The organism is Bradyrhizobium sediminis (genome assembly GCF_018736105.1).
In the GTDB taxonomy this organism is placed as follows: Bacteria; Pseudomonadota; Alphaproteobacteria; order Rhizobiales; family Xanthobacteraceae; genus Bradyrhizobium.
On the sequence record NZ_CP076135.1, the window covers coordinates 4,161,255 to 4,184,124 of the forward strand.

The following is a 22,870-nucleotide window of genomic DNA, read 5'->3' on the forward strand; positions in this document are numbered from 1 at the left end:
TATCTTCCCTTCTCCCCTTGTGGGAGAAGGGAAGAAAGCCCTACTGCAGCGGCGCGACGATGGTCGGGTGCTTGAACTGCGCGACGTCGAGCTTGGGCAGCATTCCGGTCTCGGCATAGATGTCGAGCATCTTCTGCATCGCCGGGAAATTCGGCGCGGCGCCGGGGTCGCGGCCGAAGTCGTTGTCCTTGAGCAGATAGGTTTCCAGCACCGGGATCGGCGCCTTCAACTGCTCGGAGACGACCTTCAGCGTTTCCTCGCGATTGGCCAGCGCCTTCTTCATGCCCAAGGTGAGATCGCGGACATAGGCTTTGACGAGCTCCGGATTCTTGTCGACGAAGTCGGCCCGGCACGCCTCCAGAATATGAACGATGTTCGGCATCACCTCGGAAAGCGCAAACAGCTTGCGGGTGCCGCCCTTGGCCTCGGCCCGCGCCGCGAAAGGCTGGTTCATGTTGACGGCATCGACGCGGCCCTGACGCAGCGCGTCCTCGGAAACCGCGAAGCCGACTTCGACCAGCTTGATGTCCTTGGCCGGGTCGATCCCGTTCTTCTTCAGGAGCATGTTGAACGGCCCCTGGGTGCCGCCGCCGATCACGGAAATGCCGACAGTCTTGCCCTTGAGATCGGCAATGGTCTTGATCGGTGAATCGTCCTTGACCGCCCAATAGACCGAGAAGCCGCCGGGCTTTTCGAAGACGTGCTGGGCGACGATGTAGGCCTTCAGACCGCCGCCGACCACGCCGTTCGACAGCGACAGCACCGCCTGGGTCGCGCAATCGAGCGCGCCCGCGGCCAGCGCCTGCGTCATCGGCGCGGTGCCCTGGAACTGCGTCCATTCGATCTTGTAGGTCTTGCCGAGATCGGGAAATTCCGCAGGCCGGCGCATCATCCAGTATTTCGATTCCTCGGCCGGAATGGTCCAGCCGACACGGATCGTCTGTTGCGCGCTAGATGCGCTCACGCCGGCCAACAAGCTAGCCGCCGCGCCGGCCGCCAAAATCCACTTCGAAGATATCCGCATCACGCCCCACTCCGTTTTCCCGATGCCGTCAGGCATCATCGCAAATTGGAAGCGCCAAGCCTTTCATGGTTCAAACAATCAGGCAAGCCGCCGGAACCGTCCGCATTGCCGGCATGTGCGGGATTTGTGGTAGAGCCGGCAGACCGTGGCGAAGCTTTGGGCACGGTGCAACAGGGAGAAACGGGATGGCCGGGGTTGGCGGAACGGACGGACGGGAAAAGCTCGGCTATCTCGGGCTCGGCATGATGGGACTTCCGATGACGCGGCGCCTGCTCGACGCCGGCCACGACGTCACGGTCTGGAACCGCTCTGCGAGCAAGGCCGCCGGGCTCGTCGAGGCCGGCGCGAAGCCGGCCGCCACGCCGCGCGACGTCGCAGCCGGTGCCGGCATCCTCTTCATGTGCCTCACCGATGCCGCTGCGGTGGAAGAAGTCGTGTTCGGTCCCGACGGCCTTGCGGCTGTGAAGGGCGCCGGAAAGCTGGTCGTCGATTTCTCCTCGATCCATCCCGACGCGGCGCGCTCGATCGCGGCGCGGCTGAAGGCGGCGACCGGCATGGCGTGGATCGACGCGCCGGTCTCGGGCGGCACCAAGGGCGCCGAAGAAGGCTCGCTCGCGGTGATGGCCGGCGGCGATGCCGCCGATATCGAGCGGGCGCGGCCCTATGTGCTGGCGATGGCGAAGAGGTTCACGCATATGGGCCCGACCGGCGCGGGCCAGACCACAAAACTCTGCAATCAGGTGATCGTCGGCTGCGCAATGGCGGTGCTGGCGGAGGCGACGCGGCTCGCCAGCAATGCCGGGATCGACGCCGTCAGGCTGCCGGAAGCGCTCGCCGGCGGCTTCGCCGATTCCATACCGTTACAGCTGTTCGTGCCGCGCATGGCGCAGGGCATCCACTCGCCGCCGCTCGGCCATATCGCCACCATGCTGAAGGATCTCGACACGGTGGTCGACGTGGCGCACGACACCTCGACGCCGGTGCCGATGGCGGCATTGGCCGCGCAATTGTTCAGGCTGGCCAAATCCGCGCGCGGCGCGGATGCCGACGCGCTGGAGATCTACAAGCTGTCGGAAAAGAGGAAGGGGTGAAGCGAGCGGCCGACTGGACGGGCCTTCACGGTTCGAGAGCGCGGCTCAGGGGCTCTATAAAAAATCGCGAAAACAACCCCATGCAAAGTAGAATGCCTCGACTTTCCCGCCGTCGCGACCCTAACCTGGTACCACCCCGCTCTACCGCTCCGCAAACGCCTTCTCGACCACGAACTGGCCGGGCTCGCCGTGATTGCCTTCGACAAAACCCTTGCCCGACAGCAGCGCGCGGGTGTCGGCAACCAGCGCCGGGCTGCCGCAGATCATGACGCGGTCGCGTCCGGGTTCGAGCGAGGCGAGCCCGATGTCGCTGAACAGCTTGCCTGAATTGATCAGGTCGGTGATCCGGCCGCGGTTGCGGAACGGGTCGCGCGTCACGGTCGGATAATAGATCAGCTGGTTGCGGACGAGTTCGCCGATCAGCTCGTCGTTCGGCAGTTTTTCCGTGATCATCTCGCCATAGGCGAGTTCGGCGACACGGCGGCAGCCGTGCAGCAGCACCACCTTCTCGAAGCGCTCATAGGTCTCGGGGTCCTTGATCACGCTGAGGAATGGCGCAAGGCCGGTGCCGGTGCCGATCAAATAGAGATTGCGGCCGTCCTCGAGGTTGTCGATCACAAGCGTGCCGGTGGCCTTGCGGCTGACGATGACCTGGTCGCCTTCCTTCAGGTGCTGGAGCCGCGAGGTCAGCGGGCCGTCGGGCACCTTGATCGAGAAGAATTCGAGCCGGTCTTCGTAATTGGCGCTGGCGACGCTGTAGGCGCGCAGCAGCGGCTTCTCGCCGACCTTCAGCCCGATCATGGTGAACTCGCCGTTGCGGAAACGGAACGAGGGGTCGCGGGTGGTGGTGAAGCTGAACAGCGTATCGGTCCAGTGATGGACGCTGAGGACGCTTTCCTGATTGAAGTTGCTCATGACCGGCGCCGGGGTTAGTTTTGGGAAATTCGTTTGTACACATTCATTTGTATACAAATGAATAATCCCGCTTGATCCGGGCGTCAAGCCGCGCGCAAGATGCCCATCAGGCGCCCCGAACGCATTGAACCAAAAGGACAAATTCGATGGCCCATGATGCCCCCCAGGCCGCCGGCCCGACCAAACTGGTGATCCGCAATATCGGACTGTTGCTGTCGGGCGCGCTGGAGAAGCCGATCCTCGACGCCGACACCATCGTCGCCGAGAACGGCAGGATCACCGCGATCGGCCGCGCCAAGGACGTCAACACCGAGGGCGCCACCACCACAGTCGACGCCATGGGCACCACGGTCGCGCCCGGGCTGATCGACAGCCACGTCCACCCCGTCGCCGGCGACTGGACGCCGCGGCAGAACCAGACCAACTGGATCGACAGCTATCTCCATGGCGGCGTCACCACCATGATCTCGGCGGGCGAAGTGCATATGCCGGGCCGGCCGCGCGATGTCGTGGGCTTGAAGGCGATGGCGATCTTCGCGCAGCGCGCGTTCTGGACGCTGCGGCCGGGCGGCGTGAAGGTGCATGCCGGCGCGCCGGTGATCGAATGCGAAATGGTCGAGGATGACTTCAAGGAACTCGCCGCGGCCGGCGTCAAGCTGCTCGGCGAAGTCGGGCTCGGCGGCGTCAAGGACGGCCCGACCGCGCGCAAGATGGTGGGATGGGCGCGCAAATACGGCATCCAGAGCACCATCCATACCGGCGGGCCGTCGATCCCCGGCTCCGGCCTGATCGACAAGGACGTGGTGCTGGAAGCCGACACCGATGTGGTCGGCCATATCAACGGCGGCCACACCGCGCTGCCCGACGACCAGATCCGCTGCATCTGCGAGGGCTGCAAGCGTGGCCTCGAACTGGTGCACAACGGCAACGAGCGCTCGGCGCTGTTCACGCTGCGCACCGCGCGCGAGATGGGCGACCTCAACCGCATCATCCTCGGCACCGACGCGCCGGCCGGTTCCGGCGTGCAGCCGCTCGGCATTCTGCGTATGGTGTCGCTGCTGTCCTCGCTCGGTGAGGTGCCGGCCGAAATCGCGTTCTGCTTTGCCACCGGCAACACCGCCCGGATGCGCGCGCTGGATTGCGGCCTGATCGAGGTCGGCCGCTCGGCCGACTTCGTCATCATGGACAAGGCGCAGCATTCGCCCGGCAAGAACATCCTGGAAAGCGTGCAGCTCGGCGACCTCCCCGGCATCGGCATGACCATCATCGACGGCATCGTCCGCACCCAGCGCAGCCGCAACACGCCGCCGGCGACGAAGGTGCCTGAGATCGTGGGGCATTGAGCGGCGCGCCAAGTGAGCTTTTGACACTTTTCGGACATACCTTAGCGATCATTGCATGTGCGCCATTTTTGCCGGGTTGAGAGCGTCCACCATCGAGTGCTAGGAATTACAATTAGTTTGAGGAAGGGCCGGCCTATGAGCCTTGAGCCGTGCCACGGATTTGCATAATGATCCTGCTCCCAAGGAAACCCTCCGTCGTAAATCTCACGCAAATTGGCGTATTCGTCACAGCGCAGGCTATCTACCCCGACATCGAAGTCAGCGAAAAAGGCATGGTCCAATCGCTAGAGGGCCTTAGTCGCGACGAAGCCCTTTGCTGTTGCGCACTTATCAATCGGATCGTTTCGGGGCCAGGAACCGAAGATATCAGGGTGCGGCAGGAGCGTGCAATCCAACTTGCCTTGAATGATGATGAGCGGAACAAGGTCAACGAATTCTGGAAGAACGGGGCGTGGAAAATTCCACCCACTTTCTTCTTCCGAGGGCAGCTCCTTGAGCTGATGCGATGGATTTCGAAGCATTGCAAAAACCTGACGAATGACGGCGACACGTTTCAAAATGCAGCGACAAAATCAAAGTTCGTCAGGTGCGCACTTATCGCGAGTGGCCTCTGGAACAACAGAATATTTGGGAACAAGCTTGACGGCATCGGCGAAGCCAACATCGACGAGGCTCGCCTGAAAGCCGCAGGGCCGTTTTGGAAAGCGTTCGAGGAAGCAAATCCTGCTCCGTACCCACGTGAAACGCTCGGCCACGGCTGGGCTTTTTTCTCTAAGTATTTTCCGAAGCGGTATCCGGAATTTGAGGCCGAGTTCAAACGCATTACGGGACTTTCCGTTGAAGAATATTTCGTTTGCCTCGCAGGCGTTTCCACAAAGGCCTTAATAGGCACCGAGCAAGATATTTTTTTTCGACCGGCGACTTTTGGGAATGCAACTGCCTATAGTGACCTGTTTCCGAAGTTTCTGGCCCACGAATCTCAGTCGTCTGAACAGCTTGCGGAAGACCTATGGAACGACTTTGACAAGTCCGGGTATCGCGCGATTCGCGCGCGGCCGATTCTCATTACTGAAAATAAGACGGCAGTCGTTCTCGATCCAGTCTTTTTCAGCGAGCGGATTTCAATCGGATCACTTTTCCAGATTACAGCGCAAGCTCAAAGCGCCAATGAAGTTTTCGGGCGGTTTGGTTTAGCTTTTGAAGATTATGTTAGCGATATGCTTCGCCGCGCCTATCCCAGTGCAAGGGGCTTAGTCGATCGTCTTGCTTGCAACGTTAAAGGCGCAGACGCCGATGGCGAGTTCGAGGTCGACAATATTCTCAATGACGTTAAGGATTTAGTTGTTTCAGAATCTAAGTCTGTATGGTTGAAAGAAGGAGCCATCCTTGGCGACGATTTTCTTGAAGAAATTCGTCTCAAATACAGCGAAACGACCGCGTCGTCGATTGAGAGAAGAAAAGGCGTCTCGCAACTCGCGAGGATCGTTCGCGCTATCACAAATGATATTTGGAAAGGTCAGGGCGACGACTTCAAGGAAGTCCGCCGGATTTTCCCGCTGCTTATAGCGCATGACACCAAGGTGGCAACCTTGGGCGCAGTACTTGCGAAGGAATTTGACGCACTACTCGGACCTGTTCCCGGAGGACGGCGAGTAGAAAAGTTGGTCATCTTAACGTTGGCTGACCTGGAGCATCTTGAAGCGTCCTTAGAGAACTTCAGCTTGGTGAAATTTTTAGATGACTATTGTAGCGCCGTGCCAGATCGCGTGGCAACCGTGTACAGCTTTCTCACCCAGTCAGCTTACACGCAAAAGCTCAAGGAAAGTCAGGCGCTGCTAGACTCAGCATTGGCACTTTTCAACACCGCACAGACGGTACTCTTCCCAAAAGATTCAGGCCCAAAGTGAAGTTGTCGTTATCTTCCATGTCCGTTGATTTGGCGAAGCGTACCAACGGTGGCCGATGAATGCCAGCATTCGCTGCGCGCAGCGTTTGCGGTGCTCGATGCCGGCTGTTGGCACTCAGCAGACGTGCCGATCCGTCAGCCTGATGTCTGCTTTCGTGAAGAGCCCGACAAGCCGTGGGAGTCGGGTGGATCGCCGCTCGGAGTATTCAGCACCGGCTCGATGGCAAGCCGGCACGGGCCAGAGCACACACAATCGGTTGGACGAACGAGACGCCAAACCATCTGTTTTTCAACGAGCTGCCGTTGTCGATCCAGGGGCCAGTCCGCTTCGCAGCTTAACCCCGGCAGAGGTTACACTTATCGAGTCAGAAATCTGTTCAGAACACCGGGGCCAGATAATCTATCTTGCATTTTCCTACGAAATGTACTAGCCGCGCACGAATCTCTATAAGATAATTAACAACACAAGAGTCCCATTTGGCGGTAAACAGAGGCAATATAGGTCTGCCGTTGTATTGGTAGTTTAAGAAACCCTTATAAAATAGGGGCTTTCCGAGTTTGTTGACAAAGCGGAAAAAGAACGCATGTTGAAAGGGTGTCACCCGAACATGGTTCGGAGCCTAAGGAATCGATAACGGTCCCGATGCAACATAGATAAGTGTGTTGCGTTGTTTAGGTGGAAAGCCACCTACAGGTTGTACGCAAAATGAGCGACAGTACCTTAACGCCTAAACGGGCGAACGAAAGATTGCGTCCTAATGGGACGAACAAACCGGCACTTCTCTCTGAGAAAGAGAGAGCGGGTTTGCTCGACAAGTATTCTTTAGATGAACTCGTCCGACATTTCGGCAGGTGGCCGACCTACTATTTGTTATTGCGCCAAATGGGCTCGGGGAAGTCAGGCAAGGTCGCTCTAGGGATTGGCGTTGTCGGTATTATCGCAACGTTGATTGCGACGTATCTCAAACGCTGACATGTTAGCCGAGGCGGGATATCGGGTCCTTTAGGTGGAATTCTCGGATCAACTGAGTCTCGGCTTTTTGTTATGAGGCTTCCAGTGGCGGCAGATAACATGGAAAAGCTCAGAGAGATTTACATCTTTGTGGCCTTCGTAGTGGGCGTCGGCTGTCTCCTGCTTGCAGCCTTTCAAGCCTGGTCAGGCAACATGAAGTCGGCGGCCGGTTTAGGCACTGCTTTTGTTGTGTGCGGCATTTTTCTATTCCTATCGCAAATAAAGACGTTCAAGGTCTGGGAGGTTCAGGTTGAACTCCGTGAGACGTTGGATAGGGCCGAGGAAATCATCGGCAGGCTACGAAGGCTGGCGGCAATAAGCGCCCGAGCCAGCTATTTGACGATCTCATGGGGCAACCGTCTTGGCACGCCTACTGCGAAGGAGAAGCAGGCCGTGCTCGACGATATAGATGCCCAGCTGGTCGAGCTGAAGGTTACGCCGGAGGAGCGGGCGGTCATCATTCGGCCATGGGTCAAGATGATTAAGGCGGACTTCTTCTTTCTGTTCACGAGAGTGGTCCGCGGAATAGCGCCCCTCAAGACTACCGAGCTGGTGGCCGCAATGCACGCCACACAGAGTCAGGCGGCAACGGATGCTTCGATGGCCCACTCTGATCTCATAACCCCATGGTCGAAGAAGACCAACGCAGACTTCAAGGCCATGGACCGGTTGGAGAACAAGAGCCTCTCGGCCGTAATCGACGAATGGATGCCGGAAAAAGGTGGTTGGTTGTCGGACAAAGAGCTTGCAGCAGTCGTGCTGTTCAAGAAAGAGATACTAAAGCAAGCTGACGATAGCGAGAAAAAGGGCGGCTATACGAAAGAGTCCGCCGAATTCTTCGATGCACTGTTGAAGCACGAGGCTGAAAAGTCAGAAGAGATTTGGAACGCTTCGAAGAAATAGTGGAACGAAAGCTAGAGATGGGCGAATTTCTCGATCTGCTGAATGATGTCGGCAATTTCGAAATCCCCACACAATTTGAGCGCTTCCTGCATCGTGAAGAACCCCCTTCGATGTCGGATCAAACGCTGTCGTTCTTCGCCTATTCGTACGAGGTGGCATTCCGGGAGATGGCAACAGCGCTAAAAGAGCGGTGGCGTCACAATGGGCTGCTTCAGGCGCCTTTGTTCTACGTTGCCCGGCATTCAGTCGAGCTTCACCTGAAGTGGGCAATTGAAGAGTTTGCGAGCTATACTGGAGATTCTGGCAAAGACTACGGGCACAGCCTTCTGGACCTCTGGAATGAGCTGAAGCGACAGCAGTTTGATTTGGCCGCGCTGCCTGGTGAGATGGACCCTTGGGGCTTGCACGTTGAGAAGCTTATCAAACACATGCACAACACAGACCCGAAGGGCGACTCTTTCCGGTACCCACACAGTGTCAGCAAGAAGCTGTTCGCCTATACCCGGGTTGAGTTCGACGGACTGGTGAAGGCTCACGATCACATCACCAGTTACTGTGGAGCGTCGATGGATGTCCTCGCTGATTACCGAAGCAACTACTGACCCTTGCCAACATGATTCAGGCTGTGCGCGTAATATAGCGTGGCCGTGAACGGCAAGATATCGGCGATCGGGAAAGACGTCGACGCCGAGGGCGCCACCACCATCGTCGACGCCATGGGCACCACGGTCGCGCCCGGGCTGATCGACAGCCACGTCCACCCCGTCGCCGGCGACTGGACGCCGCGGCAGAACCAGACCAACTGGATCGACAGCTATCTCCATGGCGGCGTCACCACCATGATCTCGGCGGGCGAAGTGCATATGCCGGGACGGCCGCGCGACGTCGTGGGCTTGAAGGCGATGGCGATCTTCGCGCAGCGCGCGTTCTGGACGCTGCGGCCGGGCGGCGTGAAGGTGCATGCCGGCGCGCCGGTGATCGAATGCGAAATGGTCGAGGACGACTTCAAGGAACTCGCCGCGGCGGGCGTCAAGCTGCTCGGCGAAGTCGGGCTCGGCGGCGTCAAGGACGGCCCGACCGCGCGCAAGATGGTGGGATGGGCGCGCAAATACGGCATCCAGAGCACCATCCATACCGGCGGGCCGTCAATCCCCGGCTCCGGCCTGATCGACAAGGACGTGGTGCTGGAAGCCGACACCGACGTGGTCGGCCATATCAACGGCGGCCACACCGCGCTGCCCGACGACCAGATCCGCTGCATCTGCGAGGGCTGCAAGCGCGGCCTCGAACTGGTGCACAACGGCAACGAGCGCTCGGCGCTGTTCACGCTGCGCACCGCGCGCGAGATGGGCGACCTCAACCGCATCATCCTCGGCACCGACGCGCCGGCCGGTTCCGGCGTGCAGCCGCTCGGCATCCTGCGTATGGTGTCGCTGCTGTCCTCGCTCGGTGAGGTGCCGGCCGAAATCGCGTTCTGCTTTGCCACCGGCAACACCGCCCGGATGCGCGCGCTGGATTGCGGCCTGATCGAGGTCGGCCGCTCGGCCGACTTCGTCATCATGGACAAGGCGCAGCATTCGCCCGGCAAGAACATCCTGGAAAGCGTGCAGCTCGGCGACCTCCCCGGCATCGGCATGACCATCATCGACGGCATCATCCGCACCCAGCGCAGCCGCAACACGCCGCCGGCGGGCAAGGTGCCGGAGATTGTAGGGCACTGATCGGCGCAACTCGCCCGGCAACGCCGAGCCAAGTTTGAGAAAATTGTGGCGGACTCCGGATCAAGGAAAGATCTGATGTCGCAGAAACGCGGCAATCGCAGACGAGAAGGGAGCTATGGCGCGGACGTATCGAGTAAGGGACCAACCAATGTCTGACGTGATACCCTTCCCCAAACCCTCAAAGCCGAAAGACGACGAAACCGCGGAGCTGTTGAAGCTGCTGGAGCGCATCGCGAATTCATCGAAATCGAAGGACAAGAATAACAAAGAGCAGGAACGATAAGGAAAGCGTAGGGTGGGCAAAGCGAAGCGTGCCCACCACGGCAACGATAAGGAAAAGATGGTGGGCACGGCGCAAGAGCGCCTCTGCCCACCCTACGAACCAATCACCGCAGCTTGCTCAGCAGCGCCATCAGCGTCTCGCGCTCTTTGGCGTCGAGCGGCGCCAGCGTTTCCCGCGTGATCGCCAGCGCGTTCGGCATCGCCTTGTCGGCCATCTTCTGGCCGGCGCGGGTCAGGCTCACCAGCAAACGGCGGCCGTCCGCGGGATCGGGGCTGGTTTCGGTCAGGCCGCGCGCGGTGAGCCGGTCGATCACGCCCTTGATGGTGGCGACGTCCATCGCCGTCAGCCGCCCGAGCTGGTTCTGCGAGCACGGCCCGGTCTCGGTGAGTTTCGCCAGCGCCGCCCACTGCGTCGGCGTCAGGTTGATGCCGATTTCCTTCGCGAAGATGGTGGCGTGGCGCTGCCAGACCTGACGCAGGATGAAGCCGACCTGCTCCTCCAGCACGTAGGGCGGCTTCGACGTTTTCAGGCTCCGTTTCGGCGAAACATTCCTGGCCATGTGCGTTGCCCGCCCCTTTTTTTCCGCCGTCGCCATCATAGCGCCAGATGGGTGTCCCTGATGTCCGGACGCGCGTCGAGTTCGGCCATGGTGCCGGAAAAGCAGATCCGGCCGCGCTCGATGATATAGGCGCGATCGGAGATCAGCCGCGCGAAATGCAGGTTCTGCTCCGACACCACGATGCTGACGCCTGCTTTCTTCATGGTCAGGATCGCCTCCACCATCTGCTCCACGATCTTCGGCGACAGGCCTTCCGAGGGCTCGTCGAGCAGCACCAGCGACGGGTTTCCCATCAGGGTGCGCGCGATGGTCAGCATCTGCTGCTCGCCGCCGCTCATGCGGCCGCCCGGCCGATTGCGCATCTCGGCGAGGTTCGGAAACAGCGTGAACAGTTTTTCGCGGGTCCAGTGCGGCGCGTTCGGCCGCACCTTCTGGCGGCCGACTTCGAGATTCTCGTCGACCGTGAGATCGGTGAAGATGCGCCGCTCTTCCGGCACGTAGCCGAGCCCGCGGCTGACGATCGCGTGCGTCGGCTGATCCGAGACGTCATCGCCCTCGAACACGATGCGGCCGGTGCGTTGCTCGACCAGCCCGACGATGGAGCGGAAGGTGGTCGACTTGCCGGCGCCGTTGCGGCCCAAGAGCGCCACCACCTCGCCGTCGCCGACTTCGAGGGAAATGTCGAACAGGATATGGGCGGGACCGTAATGGCTGTTGAGCCCCTCGACTGCGAGCTTCATGCCGATGCTCCCTCGCGGTGCCTGATGTCATAGACCAGGCCCTCGCCGAGATAGACTGCGCGGACCTGCGGGTTGCGCCGGACTTCCTCGGGCGAGCCTTCGGCGATCAGCGTGCCGCGATTGAGCACCAGGATGCGGTCGGCATGCTCGAACACCACGTCCATGTCGTGCTCGGTGAAGAGCACGCCGATCGACTGCTCGCGCGCGATCTTGGCGGTCAGCCGCATCAGCTCGATGCGCTCGCGCGGCGCCATGCCCGCGGTCGGCTCGTCCATCAGCAGCAGTTTCGGCTGGTTGGCGAGCGCGATAGCCAGTTCCAGCCGCTTGAGGTCGCCATAGGCAAGCTCGCCGCAGGGCCGCTCCGCATAGCCGCCCATGCCGACCAGTTCCAGCAGACGGCCGGCTTCCTCGCGCGCGAATTTCGGCGCCGAGACCCACAGATTGAACAACTGCCGGCCATACGACACCAGCGCGACCTGGACGTTTTCGCGCACCGTCATGGTCGGGAAGGTCGCGGTGATCTGGAAGGTGCGGCCGACGCCGAGCCGCCAGATCTCGCGCGGTTTCCGGCCGGTGGTCTCTTCGCCGAGCAGATGGATGGTGCCGGCGCCGGGCGTGGTCTGGCCGTTGAGCATGTCGAAGCAGGTGCTCTTGCCCGCGCCGTTGGGGCCGATCAGCGCCAGGATCTCGCCGGCCCTCAGTGAAAACGACACACTGCGCACGGCGTGGACGCCGCCATAGGATTTGCTCAGGCCTTCGACCGACAGCAGTGTGGGCGCGGTACTCATTCGGCGGCCTCTATCCGGGGAGTGACGATCGCGGACTTCTCTGTCCCGGCGCGGCGGCGATGCCTGATCGTCTCCAGCATGCCGACGATGCCCTTCGGGAAGGCGACCACGATCAGCACGATGAAGCCGCCCAGCACCAGTTTCGACAGGTCGGTCTGGCTGACCAGCCAGATCGAGAGCGCCTTGTAGACGATGGCGCCGATCACGGCGCCGGAGACGGTCTCGACCCCACCGAGCAGCACCATGACCAGCGCATCGACCGACAGCGAGATGCCGAGGCTGTCGGGAAATACGCTGCCCTTCAGGTAGGCGAACAGCGCGCCGGCGATGCCGGCGACGGTGCCGGCGATCACGAAGGCGGTCCACTGGATGCGCTTGGCGTCGATGCCGACAGCCTCGCTGCGCAGCAAGGAGTCGCGCGTCGCCCGCAGCGCGTAGCCGAACGGTGAGAACACGATGATGCGCAGCGCCGCCACCGCCGCCGCAGCCACCGCGATGGAGAGCCAGTAGAAGCTCGCAGGCCCCGCCGCCCATTTCTCCGGCCAGACGCCCAGAATGCCGTTATCGCCGCCGGTCACCGCGACCCACTGGAATGCGACTGACCAGACGATCTGCGCGAACGCCAGCGTCAGCATCGCGAAGTAGACGCCGGAGAGCTGAACCGCGAAGAATCCGAACAACGCCGCGCCCAGACATCCCAACAGCGGGCCGAGCAGCAGGCAGACGATCATCGGCAGGCCGGCCATCTTGGCGAGGAAGGCGATGCCGTAGGCCCCCAGCCCGAAATAGGCGGCATGGCCGAACGAGGCGAGCCCGCCGACCGACATCAGGAAATGCAGGCTGGCGGCGAAGATCACGAAGATCGCGATTTCGGATCCGACCGTGAGCGCGTAGTTGCCGCCGACCAAAGGCAGCGCCGCCGCCAGGACCAGCGCGGCAATCGCGGCCAGACGCTCATTCGAGGTCAGCGGACGCCAGGGATTGACGGTCAGCCCCGGCGTGCGGCGCGCGGCGGCTTCCGGCTTGCCGAACAGGCCCCACGGCCGCACGATCAGCACCGCGGCCATCACCAGGAACACCAGGATGATGGAAATCTTCGGGAAGATGAGAATGCCGAACGCATTCAGTTCGGACACCAGAACGGCGGCGACGAAGGCGCCGACGATGCTGCCGAGGCCGCCGATCACGACCACCACGAACACGTCGACGATGATCCGCAAATCCAGCGCGTGATGCACCGCGTCGCGCGGAATCTGCAGCGCGCCGCCCATTGCTGCGAGGAATACCCCGAGCGCGAACACGCTGGTAAACAGCCATTTCTGGTTGACGCCGAGCGCTGCCACCATGTCGCGGTCCTGGGTTGCGGCGCGAACCAGGATGCCCCAGCGCGTGCGCTGGAACACCAGCCACAACAGTCCGAGCACGATCGGACTGAACGCGATCAGGAACAGGTCATAAGAGGGAATGTTCTGGCCGAAGAAATCGACCGCGCCCTTGAAGCCGGGAGCGCGGCGGCCCAGGAGATCGCTCGGCCCCCAGATCAGGACCACCAGATCCTCGACCATCAGGGTGAGGCCGAAAGTGGCCAGCAGCTGGAACAATTCCGGCGCATGATAGATCCGCCGCAGCAGCACCATCTCGACCAGCACGCCGACCGCGGCCACCACAAGCGCGGCAACCACGATGCCGCCCCAGAAGCCGAGCGCGCCGGAAAAGCGTTCGGTCAGCGTGAACGCCACATAGGCGCCGAGCATGTAGAACGCGCCATGGGCGAAATTGACGATCCGCGTCACACCAAAGATGATCGACAGGCCGGACGCCACCAGAAACAGCGACGCCGCGCTGGCAAGGCCGGTCAGGAACTGGACGAAGTAAAAGGCCATTGGCGGTCCGGGTTAGCGCATTTTGGTTCATGGGCTTCATCCTTCGAGACGGCGCTACGCGCCTCCTCAGGATGAGGTCGTTCGTTCTCCCTCTCCCCGTACGCGGGGAGAGGGAGAGGAGAGATCACTCCTTCGGGCGAAGCTTGGCGACTTCGGCATCGCTCGGCAGAAAGTCGGAGCCCTTGCGATAGACCGAGTCCACCATGATGCCCTTGCCGTCCTTGAGCGCGGTCTTGCCGACGAAGGCCCCCAGTGTCGACTGGTGGTCGATCTTGCGGAAGGTGATTTCGCCGAACGGCGACGGCATCGATAGTCCTTCCGTGGCCGCGATCAGTTTCTCCGGATCGTCGGAGTTGGCCTTGGTGAGGATCGCCGCCGCCGCCTTGATGGTCTGATAGCCGACGATCGAGCCGAGCCGCGGATAGTCGTTGTATTTGGCCTGATACGCCTTGAGGAAAGCGTCATGCTCCGGCGTCTTGATCGAGTACCAGGGATAGCCGGTGACGATCCACCCCGCAGGCGTCTCTTCCTTCAGCGGATCGAGATATTCCGGCTCGCCGGTGAGGAAGGAGACCACCGCACGATCCTTGAACAGGCCGCGGGTGTTGCCTTCACGCACGAACTTCACGAGATCCGCGCCGAAGGTCACGTTCAGGATGGCTTCCGGGTTGGCTGCCGCAAGCGCCTGCACGACGGGACCCGCATCCAGCTTGCCGAACGGCGGCCACTGTTCATCGACCCACTGGATATCCGGCCGCTTCTCCGACATCAGTTTCTTGAACACCGCCACTGCGGACTGGCCGTATTCATAGTTCGGCGCGACAGTTGCCCAGCGCTTGGCCGGCAGTTTGGCGGCCGCTTCCACCAGCATTGCCGCCTGCATGTAGTTGGAAGGACGCAGGCGGAAGGTGTAGCGGTTGCCCTTGGCCCAGGTGATGGCGTCGGTCAGGGGCTCGGCCGCCAGGAAGAAAACCTTCTTCTGGTTGGCGAAATCGCTGACGGCGAGACCGATGTTGGACAGGAAGGTTCCGGTCAGCATCACCACCTTCTCGCTCGACACCAGTTCGTTGGCGGCGGTCTGCGCGTCGGCCGGCTTGCCGCCGTCATCCTTGGAGACGACCACGAGCTTCTTGCCGTTGATGCCGCCGGCGGCATTGATCTGTTCCAACGCCAGCTGCCAGCCCTTGCGATAGGGCTCGGTGAATGCCGGCAACAGCGAATAACTGTTGATCTCGCCGATCTTGATTTCGCTCTGGGCAAGAGCGGAATGCGCCATGCCCGCGACCACGATCGCCAATCCCGCGCTCAAGAAATATCTGCTTCGTCGCATCCCTTACCTCCACTGGTTAAGAAATTATCGTAAACCGTCTTCGCCTTTGACTTCAGCCGTTGTCAGGCCGCCGACCCTCGGCAGCGGCCTGCCGCTGTCGGTGACCGCGACCGCCACCATGATCTCGTTGGCGCGCGGCGCATCGTTGATCATGACCTCCATGCCGTCGAAATGGCTGCGCACGAACGCTGCATCCTTGTGGCCGAGCGGAATATCGAGCGTCGTCCCCGGCCCGCTTCGCTTCTTCGACGATGGTATCAGCGCCGCTCCCTTGCCCAGGATCTTGCGCACCGGCGCGCCCATCTTGGGATGCAGGATCGCGGCCGCATGTTCGAGCTCGCCGTTTTCGCCGACCGCGGCCGCCTTGCCGTAACTGTGCGCTTTGGCGCCCTCGATGCCCAGCGCGGCCACCGCCCTCGCCGCCAGCAATTCGCCGAGTTCTTCACCGATCGCGATCAGCGGGCTGAGATCTTCGACATATCTTCCGGCAAACGGATTCTCGATCACGGCGATCGCCGCCGCACGCCGCGTCGGCGGCGTAACGGCCTTGCCCATTTCCAGCCGGGTCTCTTCGACCACGGTGACAATCTTGCGAATGACAGCACTCATTTTTGTCAGCCTTGTTTCCGGTCAAGCATGCATCAGGCTCGCGGGCATGTCTCTGTGAATCGGTCGCAACCGCTGCGGTTGCAGCCTCGCTCCCACCACGATGGTCTCGCCGCACAGGCGCAAAGCTGCGCCCTCGATCAATCCCGAAAGCAATAGTCGCCGCGCGCGCGCCGCGCCGGCCGCCAGCGCGCCTTCGATCTCGTCTTGGGACAACGCGCCGACATCCCGGGTGACGAGGCGCGCGCCGAGATCGCTGTCGGGCTGCAGTTCGTTGGCCGGGCAGCGCAGGATCGCGGGATGTCCGGGCAGATCGACGGCATTGGCGATGATGGTGGCGGCGGCATCGGCCTGGGAAGCCGTCCGCGCCAGCACCGTCACGGCGTCGGCAATGCCGAGCGAGAAGCTGCGCCCATGCCGCCCCGAGGTCGCAACCCCGCGCGTCGCATCATCGGCATCGACCACCATGGTTTGCAGCAGCCCGGCGGCGTCCGGCCGGTCCATCAGGCCTACCGTGAAACTTTCGCCGCCGGAAAGATGCAGCGCAATGTCGCCGCCATTGTTGACATAGGCGCGTTCGAGTCGCGCCGCGGCGGTCATCGCACCGAGGATTTCTTCCGCGACCGAACCTGCCACCGCCGCCATCGACGTGATGAAGTGCTCGGCGGCAAACGGCGCCACCGCGGCATGCATGCGGCGGGCGACGACGCCTTGCAGCGGGCATCGCGCGGGATCGGTGGCCTGCCGCAAGAGCGGCAATTCGCTGCAGAGTTCGTCGAGCAGGCCGGTGAAGCGTCGTGCTGCCGCGTCGTAGGCCGCGCGTACGTCGCCGCCCTGCGCCTCGACGATCAGGTCGATCGGACCATCCTGCAGATGAAGCCGCCTGCCGTCGGCCAGCAACCCGATTTGCGGAACCCGCGTCATGGCCGGCGTTCCCCGGCGGACGGCGGCGAAGCCACCTGGCGCGTTTCGGTATTGTCCTTCAGCGAGGTCAACGGCCGCACATGATCCATATGGCCGCCGAGTGCCGCATAATCCGACAGCCGCAACGTGAATTCGATCGGCGCCACCAGTGCCGGCGTCGGAACATAGCCGAAGGCGCCGGCCGGCAATCGCGTCACATCGACCATGAAAGTGATGCCGCCGCCCGGCCAGACATAAACCGGCGCGCCGCCGCTGGTGACGCGCGTCAGCGCGTCCTTGACCGATCGCGTCAGCCGCACCGGATTGTCGGTGACGCCGGCGCGCAACGACCCGCCTGCCCCGGCCATGAACAGCACGGTGCACAGAGCGGGCTCGCAATTCTCCTGGATCCGCTCGACCGACAGCCTGAGATCAACCGGCATCGGCTGCTCGACCGGCTTCAGCGCCTCATCGAGCACATAATAGGCCGCATGCTCGCCTGTGGTGGAGACCATCAGCATGGTCAGCCCCGGGTGCGCCTTCCTGGGATCGAACGGACCGAGCACCGACAACGGATCGGAGATTTTGGTGCCGCCCCAGCCGGTGCCGGGCTCGGCGACCTGGAAATAGCGGCCCGGCGTCGAACGCCGCCCTTTCATCTTGATTCCGGTATCGGGAATGTCGAGCAGCTTGCCGGCCTGATGCTCGCTGAGCACGCCGGTGATGTGATCGTCGACGACAACGACTTCATCGACCTTGCCGTGCCACTGCTTGGCGAACATGCCGATGGTCGCCGAGCCGCAGCCGACCCGCATCCGCTCTTCGGGCACGCCGTTGACGATGGGCGGATATCCGGCCTGCACCACCACGGTGGCGCCGCCGTCGATGGTCAGCTCGACCGGCTTGCAGTTGCTGAGGTCCATCAGCGCGTCGCAGGTGACACGCCCTTCCTTCTTGGAGCCGCCGGTGAGGTGATGCACGCCGCCGAGCGACAGCATCTGCGAGCCGTATTCGCTCGTCGTGACGTGGCCGATCGCCTCGCCCTGCGCGCGCACCGCCGCCGTCTCCGGACCGAGATAGCGGTCGGTGTCGATCTTCACCTTGACGCCGCAGTAGCTGAAGATGCCTTCGGTCACCACCGTGACCATGTCGACGCCGTCGACCTCGGAGGAGACGATGAACGGCGCGGGCTTGTAATCGGGATAGGTGGTGCCGGCGCCGATCGCGGTCACGAACAGGCTGGGCTCGTGCACGATCTTGCCGTCCCAGTCGCCGCTGGCCTGGAACGGCACCAGCCGTCCGCCATGCGATACCGTTCGCTCCAGCAAGATATGCGGATCGACGCGCACCAGCTCGCCATCGTAATTGGCATAACGATCGCAGGCGCCCGCCGCGCCCGGCTTGATGTAGCACATCACGGGACACGCATCGCAGCGGATCTTGTCGTCGGCAGCAGTCGTATCGATCAGCATGAACGAACTCACAAGCCAGCGTCAAACTGTCGGACGGCCAAACGGTAACGACGCCTCGTATCGTAACGGGGTAATTGTTCGTACACGAACGATGTTGCGCGCCCGGCTGAAAGCTGTCAAGCGCCGTGCAATGCGAAAACGGCGGCTGCCGATTAATACCGCAGATTGCCTGCCGGGTTTGTTCACAAACCGGGCAGCCGGTTTCGCCCGCCGTCGGCATGCTTGCACGTTTGTATGCAAACGGTATCTTGCCCATGGGTTTTGGCGCGTTTCGACGCGATGTTTGCAGCGCAACCGTTGGAGCGGAACCACCGACATGACTGAGAGCACGATCCGCCTGACGGTCAACGGCCGGATCCACGAGATCGACGCCGCCCCCGACACCGCGCTGCTCTATGTGTTGCGCAACGATCTCGAACTGAACGGGCCGAAATACGGCTGCGGGCTCGGCGAATGCGGCAGCTGCACCGTGCTGATCGACGGCGTTGCGGCGCGGTCCTGCGTCATTCCGATCGAAGGCTGCGTCGGGCGCGACATCGTGACGCTCGAAGGCCTGGGCTCGCGCGAACATCCCGATCCGGTGCAGCAGGCCTTCATCAGGGAACAGGCCGCGCAATGCGGCTACTGCCTGAACGGCATGATCATGACCACCAGGGCGCTGCTCGATCGCAACCCGCATCCGACGGAGAGCGAGTTGCTCGAGGCGCTACGCTACAATCTGTGCCGGTGCGGCGCGCATGTCGAAATCATGCGTGCGGCGATGCGGGCCGCTGGCCGCGTCGCGGAGGCGCTGGATTGATGACCGCAGACGTTCCCGACATCAGCGAGTCCGGGTCAGGATCATTGACCGTTGTCCGGCCGGCCGCGGCCGGGTTCGAGACCTTCATCAAGATCACGGCCGACGGTTCGGTCACGGCCTACAACGGCCATGTCGATCTCGGCACCGGCATTCGCACCGCGCTCGGGCAGATCGTCGCCGAAGAACTCGATGTGTCCTTTGCCCGCGTCGTCGTGGTGCTGGGCGATACCGCGCTGGTTCCCAATCAGGGCGCTACCATCGCCAGCGAGACCATCCAGATCACGGCGGTGCCGCTGCGCAAGGCGGCGGCACAGGCGCGGCACTTCCTGATCGCGCGCGCTGCCGAGCGGCTGGAAATGCCGGCCGAAGAGCTCGTCATCGAGGACGGCCTGATCCGCGGCAAGGACAACCGCAGCGTCTCCTACGGCGAGTTGATATTCGGCGAGACCGTCCGCCTCGAACTTGCGGACGACGTGCCGGTCAAGGCCGTCAACGCCTACAGCATCGTCGGCCAATCGGTGCCGCGCACCGACCTGCCGGCGAAGGCGACCGGCGAACTGGTTTACGTTCACGACGTGCGCGTACCCGGCATGCTGCACGGCCGCGTGGTGCGGCCGCCTTATGCCGGCGTCGATGCCGGCGATTTCGTCGGCACCAGCCTGATCGCGGTCGATGAAGCGTCGGTCCGCGATATTCCCGGGCTGGTGGCGGTGGTGCGGATCGGCGATTTCGTCGGCGTCGTCGCCGAGCGCGAGGAAAACGCGGTCAAGGCGGCCGCGCAGCTCAAGGTGAGCTGGAAGCCGACCCCGGCGCTGCCCGACTTGAAGGACATCGAGACCGCGCTGCGCGCCAATCCGTCGGCGCCGCGCACCCTGATCGACAAGGGCGATGTCGATGCCGCGATCGCGGCTGCCGCCAGGCCGATGCGGCGCACTTATATATGGCCGTACCAGATGCACGGTTCGATCGGTCCGTCCTGCGCGGTCGCCGACATCAGGGACGATCAGATCAAGGTGTGGTCCGGCACGCAAAATCCGCACTTGCTGCGCGCCGACCTCGCGCTGCTGCTGCAGAAGCCGGAGCACGACATCGACGTGATCCGGCTGGAAGCCGCGGGCTGCTATGGCCGCAACTGCGCCGATGACGTCACCGCGGACGCGGTGCTGCTGTCGCGCGCAGTCGGCCGTCCGGTCCGCGTGCAGCTGACGCGCGAACAGGAACATGCCTGGGAGCCGAAGGGCACCGCGCAACTGATGGACGTCAACGGCGGGTTGAACGCCGACGGCGGCGTCGCCGGTTACGATTTCGCGACGCGCTATCCCTCGAACGGCGCGCCTACCCTGGCGCTGCTGCTCACCGGAACGATTGCGCCCACGCCGGCCGTGTTTGAGATGGGCGACCGCACCGCGATCCCGCCTTACGACTACGATAATCTGCGCGTGGTGGCGCACGACATGCCGCCGATCGTGCGGGCGTCGTGGTTTCGCGGTGTCTCGGCACTGCCCAACACCTTTGCCCATGAATCCTATATCGACGAATTGGCTTCTGAGGCCGGCGTCGATCCGGTCGAATACCGGCTGCGCTACCTGAAAGACCAGCGCGCGGTCGATCTCGTCAACGCCGTCGCCGAACGCGCCGGCTGGGTGCCGCGTCCGGTGCGGCAGGAGCCTGAGGCCGAAGGCGACATCGTGCGTGGGCGCGGCTTTGCCTACGCGCTCTATGTGCACAGCAAGTTTCCGGGTTATGGCGCGGCGTGGTCGGCATGGATTGCCGACGTCGCCGTCAACAAGGCGACCGGCGATGTCAGCGTGACCCGCGTGGTGGCGGGGCAGGATTCCGGGCTGATGATCAACCCGGACGGCGTCCGCCACCAGATCCACGGCAACGTCATCCAGTCGACCAGCCGCGCGCTGATGGAGCAGGTTTCGTTCGACCGCAACGCGGTGACGGCGCGCGAATGGGGCGCCTACCCCATCATCAAATTCCCCGACATTCCTAAGATCGACGTCTTGATGCTGCCGCGGCAGGACCAGCCGCCGCTCGGCGTCGGCGAGTCCGCCTCCGTGCCGAGCGCCGCCGCCATCGCCAACGCGATTTATGATGCGACCGGCGTGCGGTTTCGCGAATTGCCGTTCACGCCGGAACGCATTCTGGCGGGGTTGCGCGGCGGACAAAGCCAGCCGCCAGGCCCGGCGCCGCTGGCCGCGCCGCAGCCGCCTGCTCCGGCCGACCGATGGACCAATCCGTTCGCCGGGCGACGCGGCGTTTTTGCCACGGCTGCGGCATTGTGTGTCGCTGCGATCGGCATCGGCGCCGCCGTGCTGCCGTGGCGGGCGATCGCACCGATCGCGCGGCCGGATGCGTCCGTGTTCTCCGCGGCGACCATCGCTCGCGGGGCACAACTGGCCGCGCTCGGCGACTGCGCGGTCTGCCACACGAGCGTGAACGGCGCCGTCAATGCCGGCGGCCGGGGAATCGAAACCCCGTACGGCACCATCTACGCCACCAACATCACGCCCGATGTCGAGACCGGCATCGGCGCCTGGTCCTATCCGGCTTTCGAGCGCGCCATGCGCGAGGGCATCCATCGCGACGGCAGGCATCTCTATCCGGCGTTTCCCTACACCCATTTCGCCAGGACCAGCGATGCCGACCTGCAGGCGCTCTACGCTTTTCTGATGGCGCAGCCGGCGGTGCGCGCCGAGACGCCTGACAACACGCTGGCGTTTCCGTTCAACCTGCGTCCGCTGATGGCGGGATGGAACGCGCTGTTCCATCAGCCCACGACGTTCGAAGCCGATGCGACGAAATCGGCGACCTGGAATCGCGGCGCCTATCTGGTCGAGGGCCTCGGCCATTGCGGCGCCTGCCATTCGCCGCGCAACGCGCTCGGCGCGGAGAAGGCCGGCGCCTACCTCGCCGGCGGCTTCGCCGAAGGCTGGGAAGCACCGCCGCTCACTTCGTTGTCGCATGCACCGATCCCCTGGAGCGAAGACGAGCTTTACGCCTATTTGCGAACGGGCGAATCCCGCCTCCACGGCGTGGCCGCGGGGCCAATGGCGCCTGTGGTGAAGGAACTTGCGGCTCTTCCCGACCAGGACATTCGCGCCATGGCGGTCTATCTCGCTTCCTTCAACGCGAATGCACCCGACAAAACGGCGCAGGACACACTGGCCGCCGGACTGGAAAAATCGACCGGCACCCGGATGGTCTCGGCTTCGCCCGCCGGCGCGCGGCTTTACGAAGGCGCCTGCGCGGTCTGCCACGCGGTCGGCGGGCCGGTCCTGTTCGGCAGCCGGCCGTCGCTGGCGCTGAACAGCAACCTGCACAGCGCCGTGCCCGACAACCTGATCCAGGTGATCCTGCACGGCATCGCCTCTCCTGTTACGAGCGACCTCGGCTATATGCCCGGCTTCAAGGACAGCATGAGCGACGACCAGTTGACCGAGCTCGTGACCTATCTGCGGCGGCAATTCGCCCCCGAAAAACCTGTTTGGACCGGCGTCCGGGCCGCCATCAGCCAAGCCCGGCAGCGGCTTTCGCGCTGAGCTGCCATGCCCGGCCCAAAGGGTACTGGTTGCAGGCCGTCCGG

The 22,870-nt window shown here is 62.9% G+C and carries 19 protein-coding genes and 1 pseudogene; 10 read left to right on the plus strand and 10 right to left on the minus strand.

Going from position 1 to position 22,870, the window contains the following annotated elements:
• Positions 1–40 precede the first annotated feature (40 nt).
• Positions 41–1,024, minus strand: coding sequence for an ABC transporter substrate-binding protein (locus KMZ68_RS19980; protein ID WP_215616409.1), 984 nt, complete (start codon positions 1,022–1,024; stop codon positions 41–43).
• Between the two features lie 185 nt (positions 1,025–1,209).
• Between KMZ68_RS19980 and KMZ68_RS19985 the strand changes: the two genes are divergently transcribed.
• Positions 1,210–2,115: an NAD(P)-dependent oxidoreductase gene (locus tag KMZ68_RS19985; RefSeq protein WP_215612889.1), complete on the plus strand. Its 906-nt coding sequence runs from the start codon at positions 1,210–1,212 to the stop codon at positions 2,113–2,115.
• Between the two features lie 141 nt (positions 2,116–2,256).
• On the opposite strand, the gene KMZ68_RS19990 is transcribed toward KMZ68_RS19985, so the two are convergent.
• A complete protein-coding gene (locus KMZ68_RS19990; RefSeq protein WP_215612890.1) occupies positions 2,257–3,030 on the minus strand; it encodes a ferredoxin--NADP reductase in 774 nt (257 codons plus the stop codon).
• Positions 3,031–3,176: 146 nt separating this feature from the next.
• Between KMZ68_RS19990 and KMZ68_RS19995 the strand changes: the two genes are divergently transcribed.
• From KMZ68_RS19995 to KMZ68_RS26165, 7 genes and pseudogenes are all read left to right on the plus strand, one after another.
• Entirely contained in the window at positions 3,177–4,373 is a 1,197-nt protein-coding gene (locus KMZ68_RS19995; protein WP_215612891.1) for an amidohydrolase family protein, read from the plus strand.
• 167 nt (positions 4,374–4,540) lie between these two features.
• Entirely contained in the window at positions 4,541–6,280 is a 1,740-nt protein-coding gene (locus tag KMZ68_RS20000) for a hypothetical protein (protein ID WP_215612892.1), read from the plus strand.
• A gap of 705 nt (positions 6,281–6,985) precedes the next feature.
• On the plus strand, positions 6,986–7,252 hold the full coding sequence (locus KMZ68_RS20005; RefSeq protein ID WP_215612893.1) for a hypothetical protein: 267 nt from the start codon (positions 6,986–6,988) through the stop codon (positions 7,250–7,252).
• Between the two features lie 99 nt (positions 7,253–7,351).
• On the plus strand, positions 7,352–8,194 hold the full coding sequence (locus tag KMZ68_RS20010) for a hypothetical protein (protein WP_215612894.1): 843 nt from the start codon (positions 7,352–7,354) through the stop codon (positions 8,192–8,194).
• Positions 8,195–8,211: 17 nt separating this feature from the next.
• Entirely contained in the window at positions 8,212–8,796 is a 585-nt protein-coding gene (locus KMZ68_RS20015) for a hypothetical protein (protein ID WP_215612895.1), read from the plus strand.
• Positions 8,797–8,835: 39 nt separating this feature from the next.
• A pseudogene (locus KMZ68_RS20020) lies at positions 8,836–9,915 on the plus strand (amidohydrolase family protein); the annotation flags it as partial.
• A gap of 148 nt (positions 9,916–10,063) precedes the next feature.
• Complete coding sequence (locus KMZ68_RS26165) at positions 10,064–10,198, plus strand: hypothetical protein (RefSeq protein ID WP_256443686.1); 135 nt, start codon at positions 10,064–10,066, stop codon at positions 10,196–10,198.
• Positions 10,199–10,301: 103 nt separating this feature from the next.
• Here KMZ68_RS26165 and KMZ68_RS20025 read toward each other — a convergent pair whose 3' ends face one another.
• The 8 genes from KMZ68_RS20025 to KMZ68_RS20060 form a co-directional block, all read right to left on the minus strand.
• Positions 10,302–10,757 carry a MarR family winged helix-turn-helix transcriptional regulator gene (locus KMZ68_RS20025; protein WP_215612896.1) on the minus strand — a complete coding sequence of 152 codons (456 nt, stop codon included), beginning with the start codon at positions 10,755–10,757 and terminating at the stop codon, positions 10,302–10,304.
• 35 nt (positions 10,758–10,792) lie between these two features.
• Positions 10,793–11,497: an ABC transporter ATP-binding protein gene (locus tag KMZ68_RS20030; protein ID WP_215612897.1), complete on the minus strand. Its 705-nt coding sequence runs from the start codon at positions 11,495–11,497 to the stop codon at positions 10,793–10,795.
• Positions 11,494–12,285 carry an ABC transporter ATP-binding protein gene (locus KMZ68_RS20035; RefSeq protein WP_215612898.1) on the minus strand — a complete coding sequence of 264 codons (792 nt, stop codon included), beginning with the start codon at positions 12,283–12,285 and terminating at the stop codon, positions 11,494–11,496. The genes KMZ68_RS20030 and KMZ68_RS20035 overlap by 4 nt, the downstream gene beginning before the upstream one ends.
• A complete protein-coding gene (locus KMZ68_RS20040) occupies positions 12,282–14,168 on the minus strand; it encodes an ABC transporter permease (protein ID WP_215612899.1) in 1,887 nt (628 codons plus the stop codon). The genes KMZ68_RS20035 and KMZ68_RS20040 overlap by 4 nt, the downstream gene beginning before the upstream one ends.
• Positions 14,169–14,292: 124 nt before the next feature.
• Positions 14,293–15,498 carry an ABC transporter substrate-binding protein gene (locus tag KMZ68_RS20045; RefSeq protein ID WP_215612900.1) on the minus strand — a complete coding sequence of 402 codons (1,206 nt, stop codon included), beginning with the start codon at positions 15,496–15,498 and terminating at the stop codon, positions 14,293–14,295.
• Between the two features lie 24 nt (positions 15,499–15,522).
• Positions 15,523–16,107: an amino acid synthesis family protein gene (locus KMZ68_RS20050; protein ID WP_215612901.1), complete on the minus strand. Its 585-nt coding sequence runs from the start codon at positions 16,105–16,107 to the stop codon at positions 15,523–15,525.
• 21 nt (positions 16,108–16,128) lie between these two features.
• Positions 16,129–17,028 carry a UPF0280 family protein gene (locus KMZ68_RS20055; protein ID WP_215612902.1) on the minus strand — a complete coding sequence of 300 codons (900 nt, stop codon included), beginning with the start codon at positions 17,026–17,028 and terminating at the stop codon, positions 16,129–16,131.
• A complete protein-coding gene (locus tag KMZ68_RS20060; protein WP_215612903.1) occupies positions 17,025–18,479 on the minus strand; it encodes a 6-hydroxynicotinate reductase in 1,455 nt (484 codons plus the stop codon). The genes KMZ68_RS20055 and KMZ68_RS20060 overlap by 4 nt, the downstream gene beginning before the upstream one ends.
• A gap of 316 nt (positions 18,480–18,795) precedes the next feature.
• Between KMZ68_RS20060 and KMZ68_RS20065 the strand changes: the two genes are divergently transcribed.
• Positions 18,796–19,278, plus strand: a complete 483-nt coding sequence (locus tag KMZ68_RS20065; protein WP_215612904.1) for a (2Fe-2S)-binding protein — start codon at positions 18,796–18,798, stop codon at positions 19,276–19,278.
• Entirely contained in the window at positions 19,278–22,826 is a 3,549-nt protein-coding gene (locus KMZ68_RS20070; RefSeq protein ID WP_215612905.1) for a molybdopterin cofactor-binding domain-containing protein, read from the plus strand. The genes KMZ68_RS20065 and KMZ68_RS20070 overlap by 1 nt, the downstream gene beginning before the upstream one ends.
• Positions 22,827–22,870: the final 44 nt, after the last annotated feature.

What these genes read in the sequence shown, in the direction of transcription:
- KMZ68_RS19980 (WP_215616409.1), bottom strand. Translation starts at nt 1,024, where the DNA reads ATGCGGATATCTTCGAAGTGGATTTTGGCGGCCGGCGCGGCGGCTAGC.
- KMZ68_RS19985 (WP_215612889.1), top strand. Translation starts at nt 1,210, where the DNA reads ATGGCCGGGGTTGGCGGAACGGACGGACGGGAAAAGCTCGGCTATCTC.
- KMZ68_RS19990 (WP_215612890.1), bottom strand. Translation starts at nt 3,030, where the DNA reads ATGAGCAACTTCAATCAGGAAAGCGTCCTCAGCGTCCATCACTGGACC.
- KMZ68_RS19995 (WP_215612891.1), top strand. Translation starts at nt 3,177, where the DNA reads ATGGCCCATGATGCCCCCCAGGCCGCCGGCCCGACCAAACTGGTGATC.
- KMZ68_RS20000 (WP_215612892.1), top strand. Translation starts at nt 4,541, where the DNA reads ATGATCCTGCTCCCAAGGAAACCCTCCGTCGTAAATCTCACGCAAATT.
- KMZ68_RS20005 (WP_215612893.1), top strand. Translation starts at nt 6,986, where the DNA reads ATGAGCGACAGTACCTTAACGCCTAAACGGGCGAACGAAAGATTGCGT.
- KMZ68_RS20010 (WP_215612894.1), top strand. Translation starts at nt 7,352, where the DNA reads ATGGAAAAGCTCAGAGAGATTTACATCTTTGTGGCCTTCGTAGTGGGC.
- KMZ68_RS20015 (WP_215612895.1), top strand. Translation starts at nt 8,212, where the DNA reads ATGGGCGAATTTCTCGATCTGCTGAATGATGTCGGCAATTTCGAAATC.
- KMZ68_RS26165 (WP_256443686.1), top strand. Translation starts at nt 10,064, where the DNA reads ATGTCTGACGTGATACCCTTCCCCAAACCCTCAAAGCCGAAAGACGAC.
- KMZ68_RS20025 (WP_215612896.1), bottom strand. Translation starts at nt 10,757, where the DNA reads ATGGCCAGGAATGTTTCGCCGAAACGGAGCCTGAAAACGTCGAAGCCG.
- KMZ68_RS20030 (WP_215612897.1), bottom strand. Translation starts at nt 11,497, where the DNA reads ATGAAGCTCGCAGTCGAGGGGCTCAACAGCCATTACGGTCCCGCCCAT.
- KMZ68_RS20035 (WP_215612898.1), bottom strand. Translation starts at nt 12,285, where the DNA reads ATGAGTACCGCGCCCACACTGCTGTCGGTCGAAGGCCTGAGCAAATCC.
- KMZ68_RS20040 (WP_215612899.1), bottom strand. Translation starts at nt 14,168, where the DNA reads ATGGCCTTTTACTTCGTCCAGTTCCTGACCGGCCTTGCCAGCGCGGCG.
- KMZ68_RS20045 (WP_215612900.1), bottom strand. Translation starts at nt 15,498, where the DNA reads ATGCGACGAAGCAGATATTTCTTGAGCGCGGGATTGGCGATCGTGGTC.
- KMZ68_RS20050 (WP_215612901.1), bottom strand. Translation starts at nt 16,107, where the DNA reads ATGAGTGCTGTCATTCGCAAGATTGTCACCGTGGTCGAAGAGACCCGG.
- KMZ68_RS20055 (WP_215612902.1), bottom strand. Translation starts at nt 17,028, where the DNA reads ATGACGCGGGTTCCGCAAATCGGGTTGCTGGCCGACGGCAGGCGGCTT.
- KMZ68_RS20060 (WP_215612903.1), bottom strand. Translation starts at nt 18,479, where the DNA reads ATGCTGATCGATACGACTGCTGCCGACGACAAGATCCGCTGCGATGCG.
- KMZ68_RS20065 (WP_215612904.1), top strand. Translation starts at nt 18,796, where the DNA reads ATGACTGAGAGCACGATCCGCCTGACGGTCAACGGCCGGATCCACGAG.
- KMZ68_RS20070 (WP_215612905.1), top strand. Translation starts at nt 19,278, where the DNA reads ATGACCGCAGACGTTCCCGACATCAGCGAGTCCGGGTCAGGATCATTG.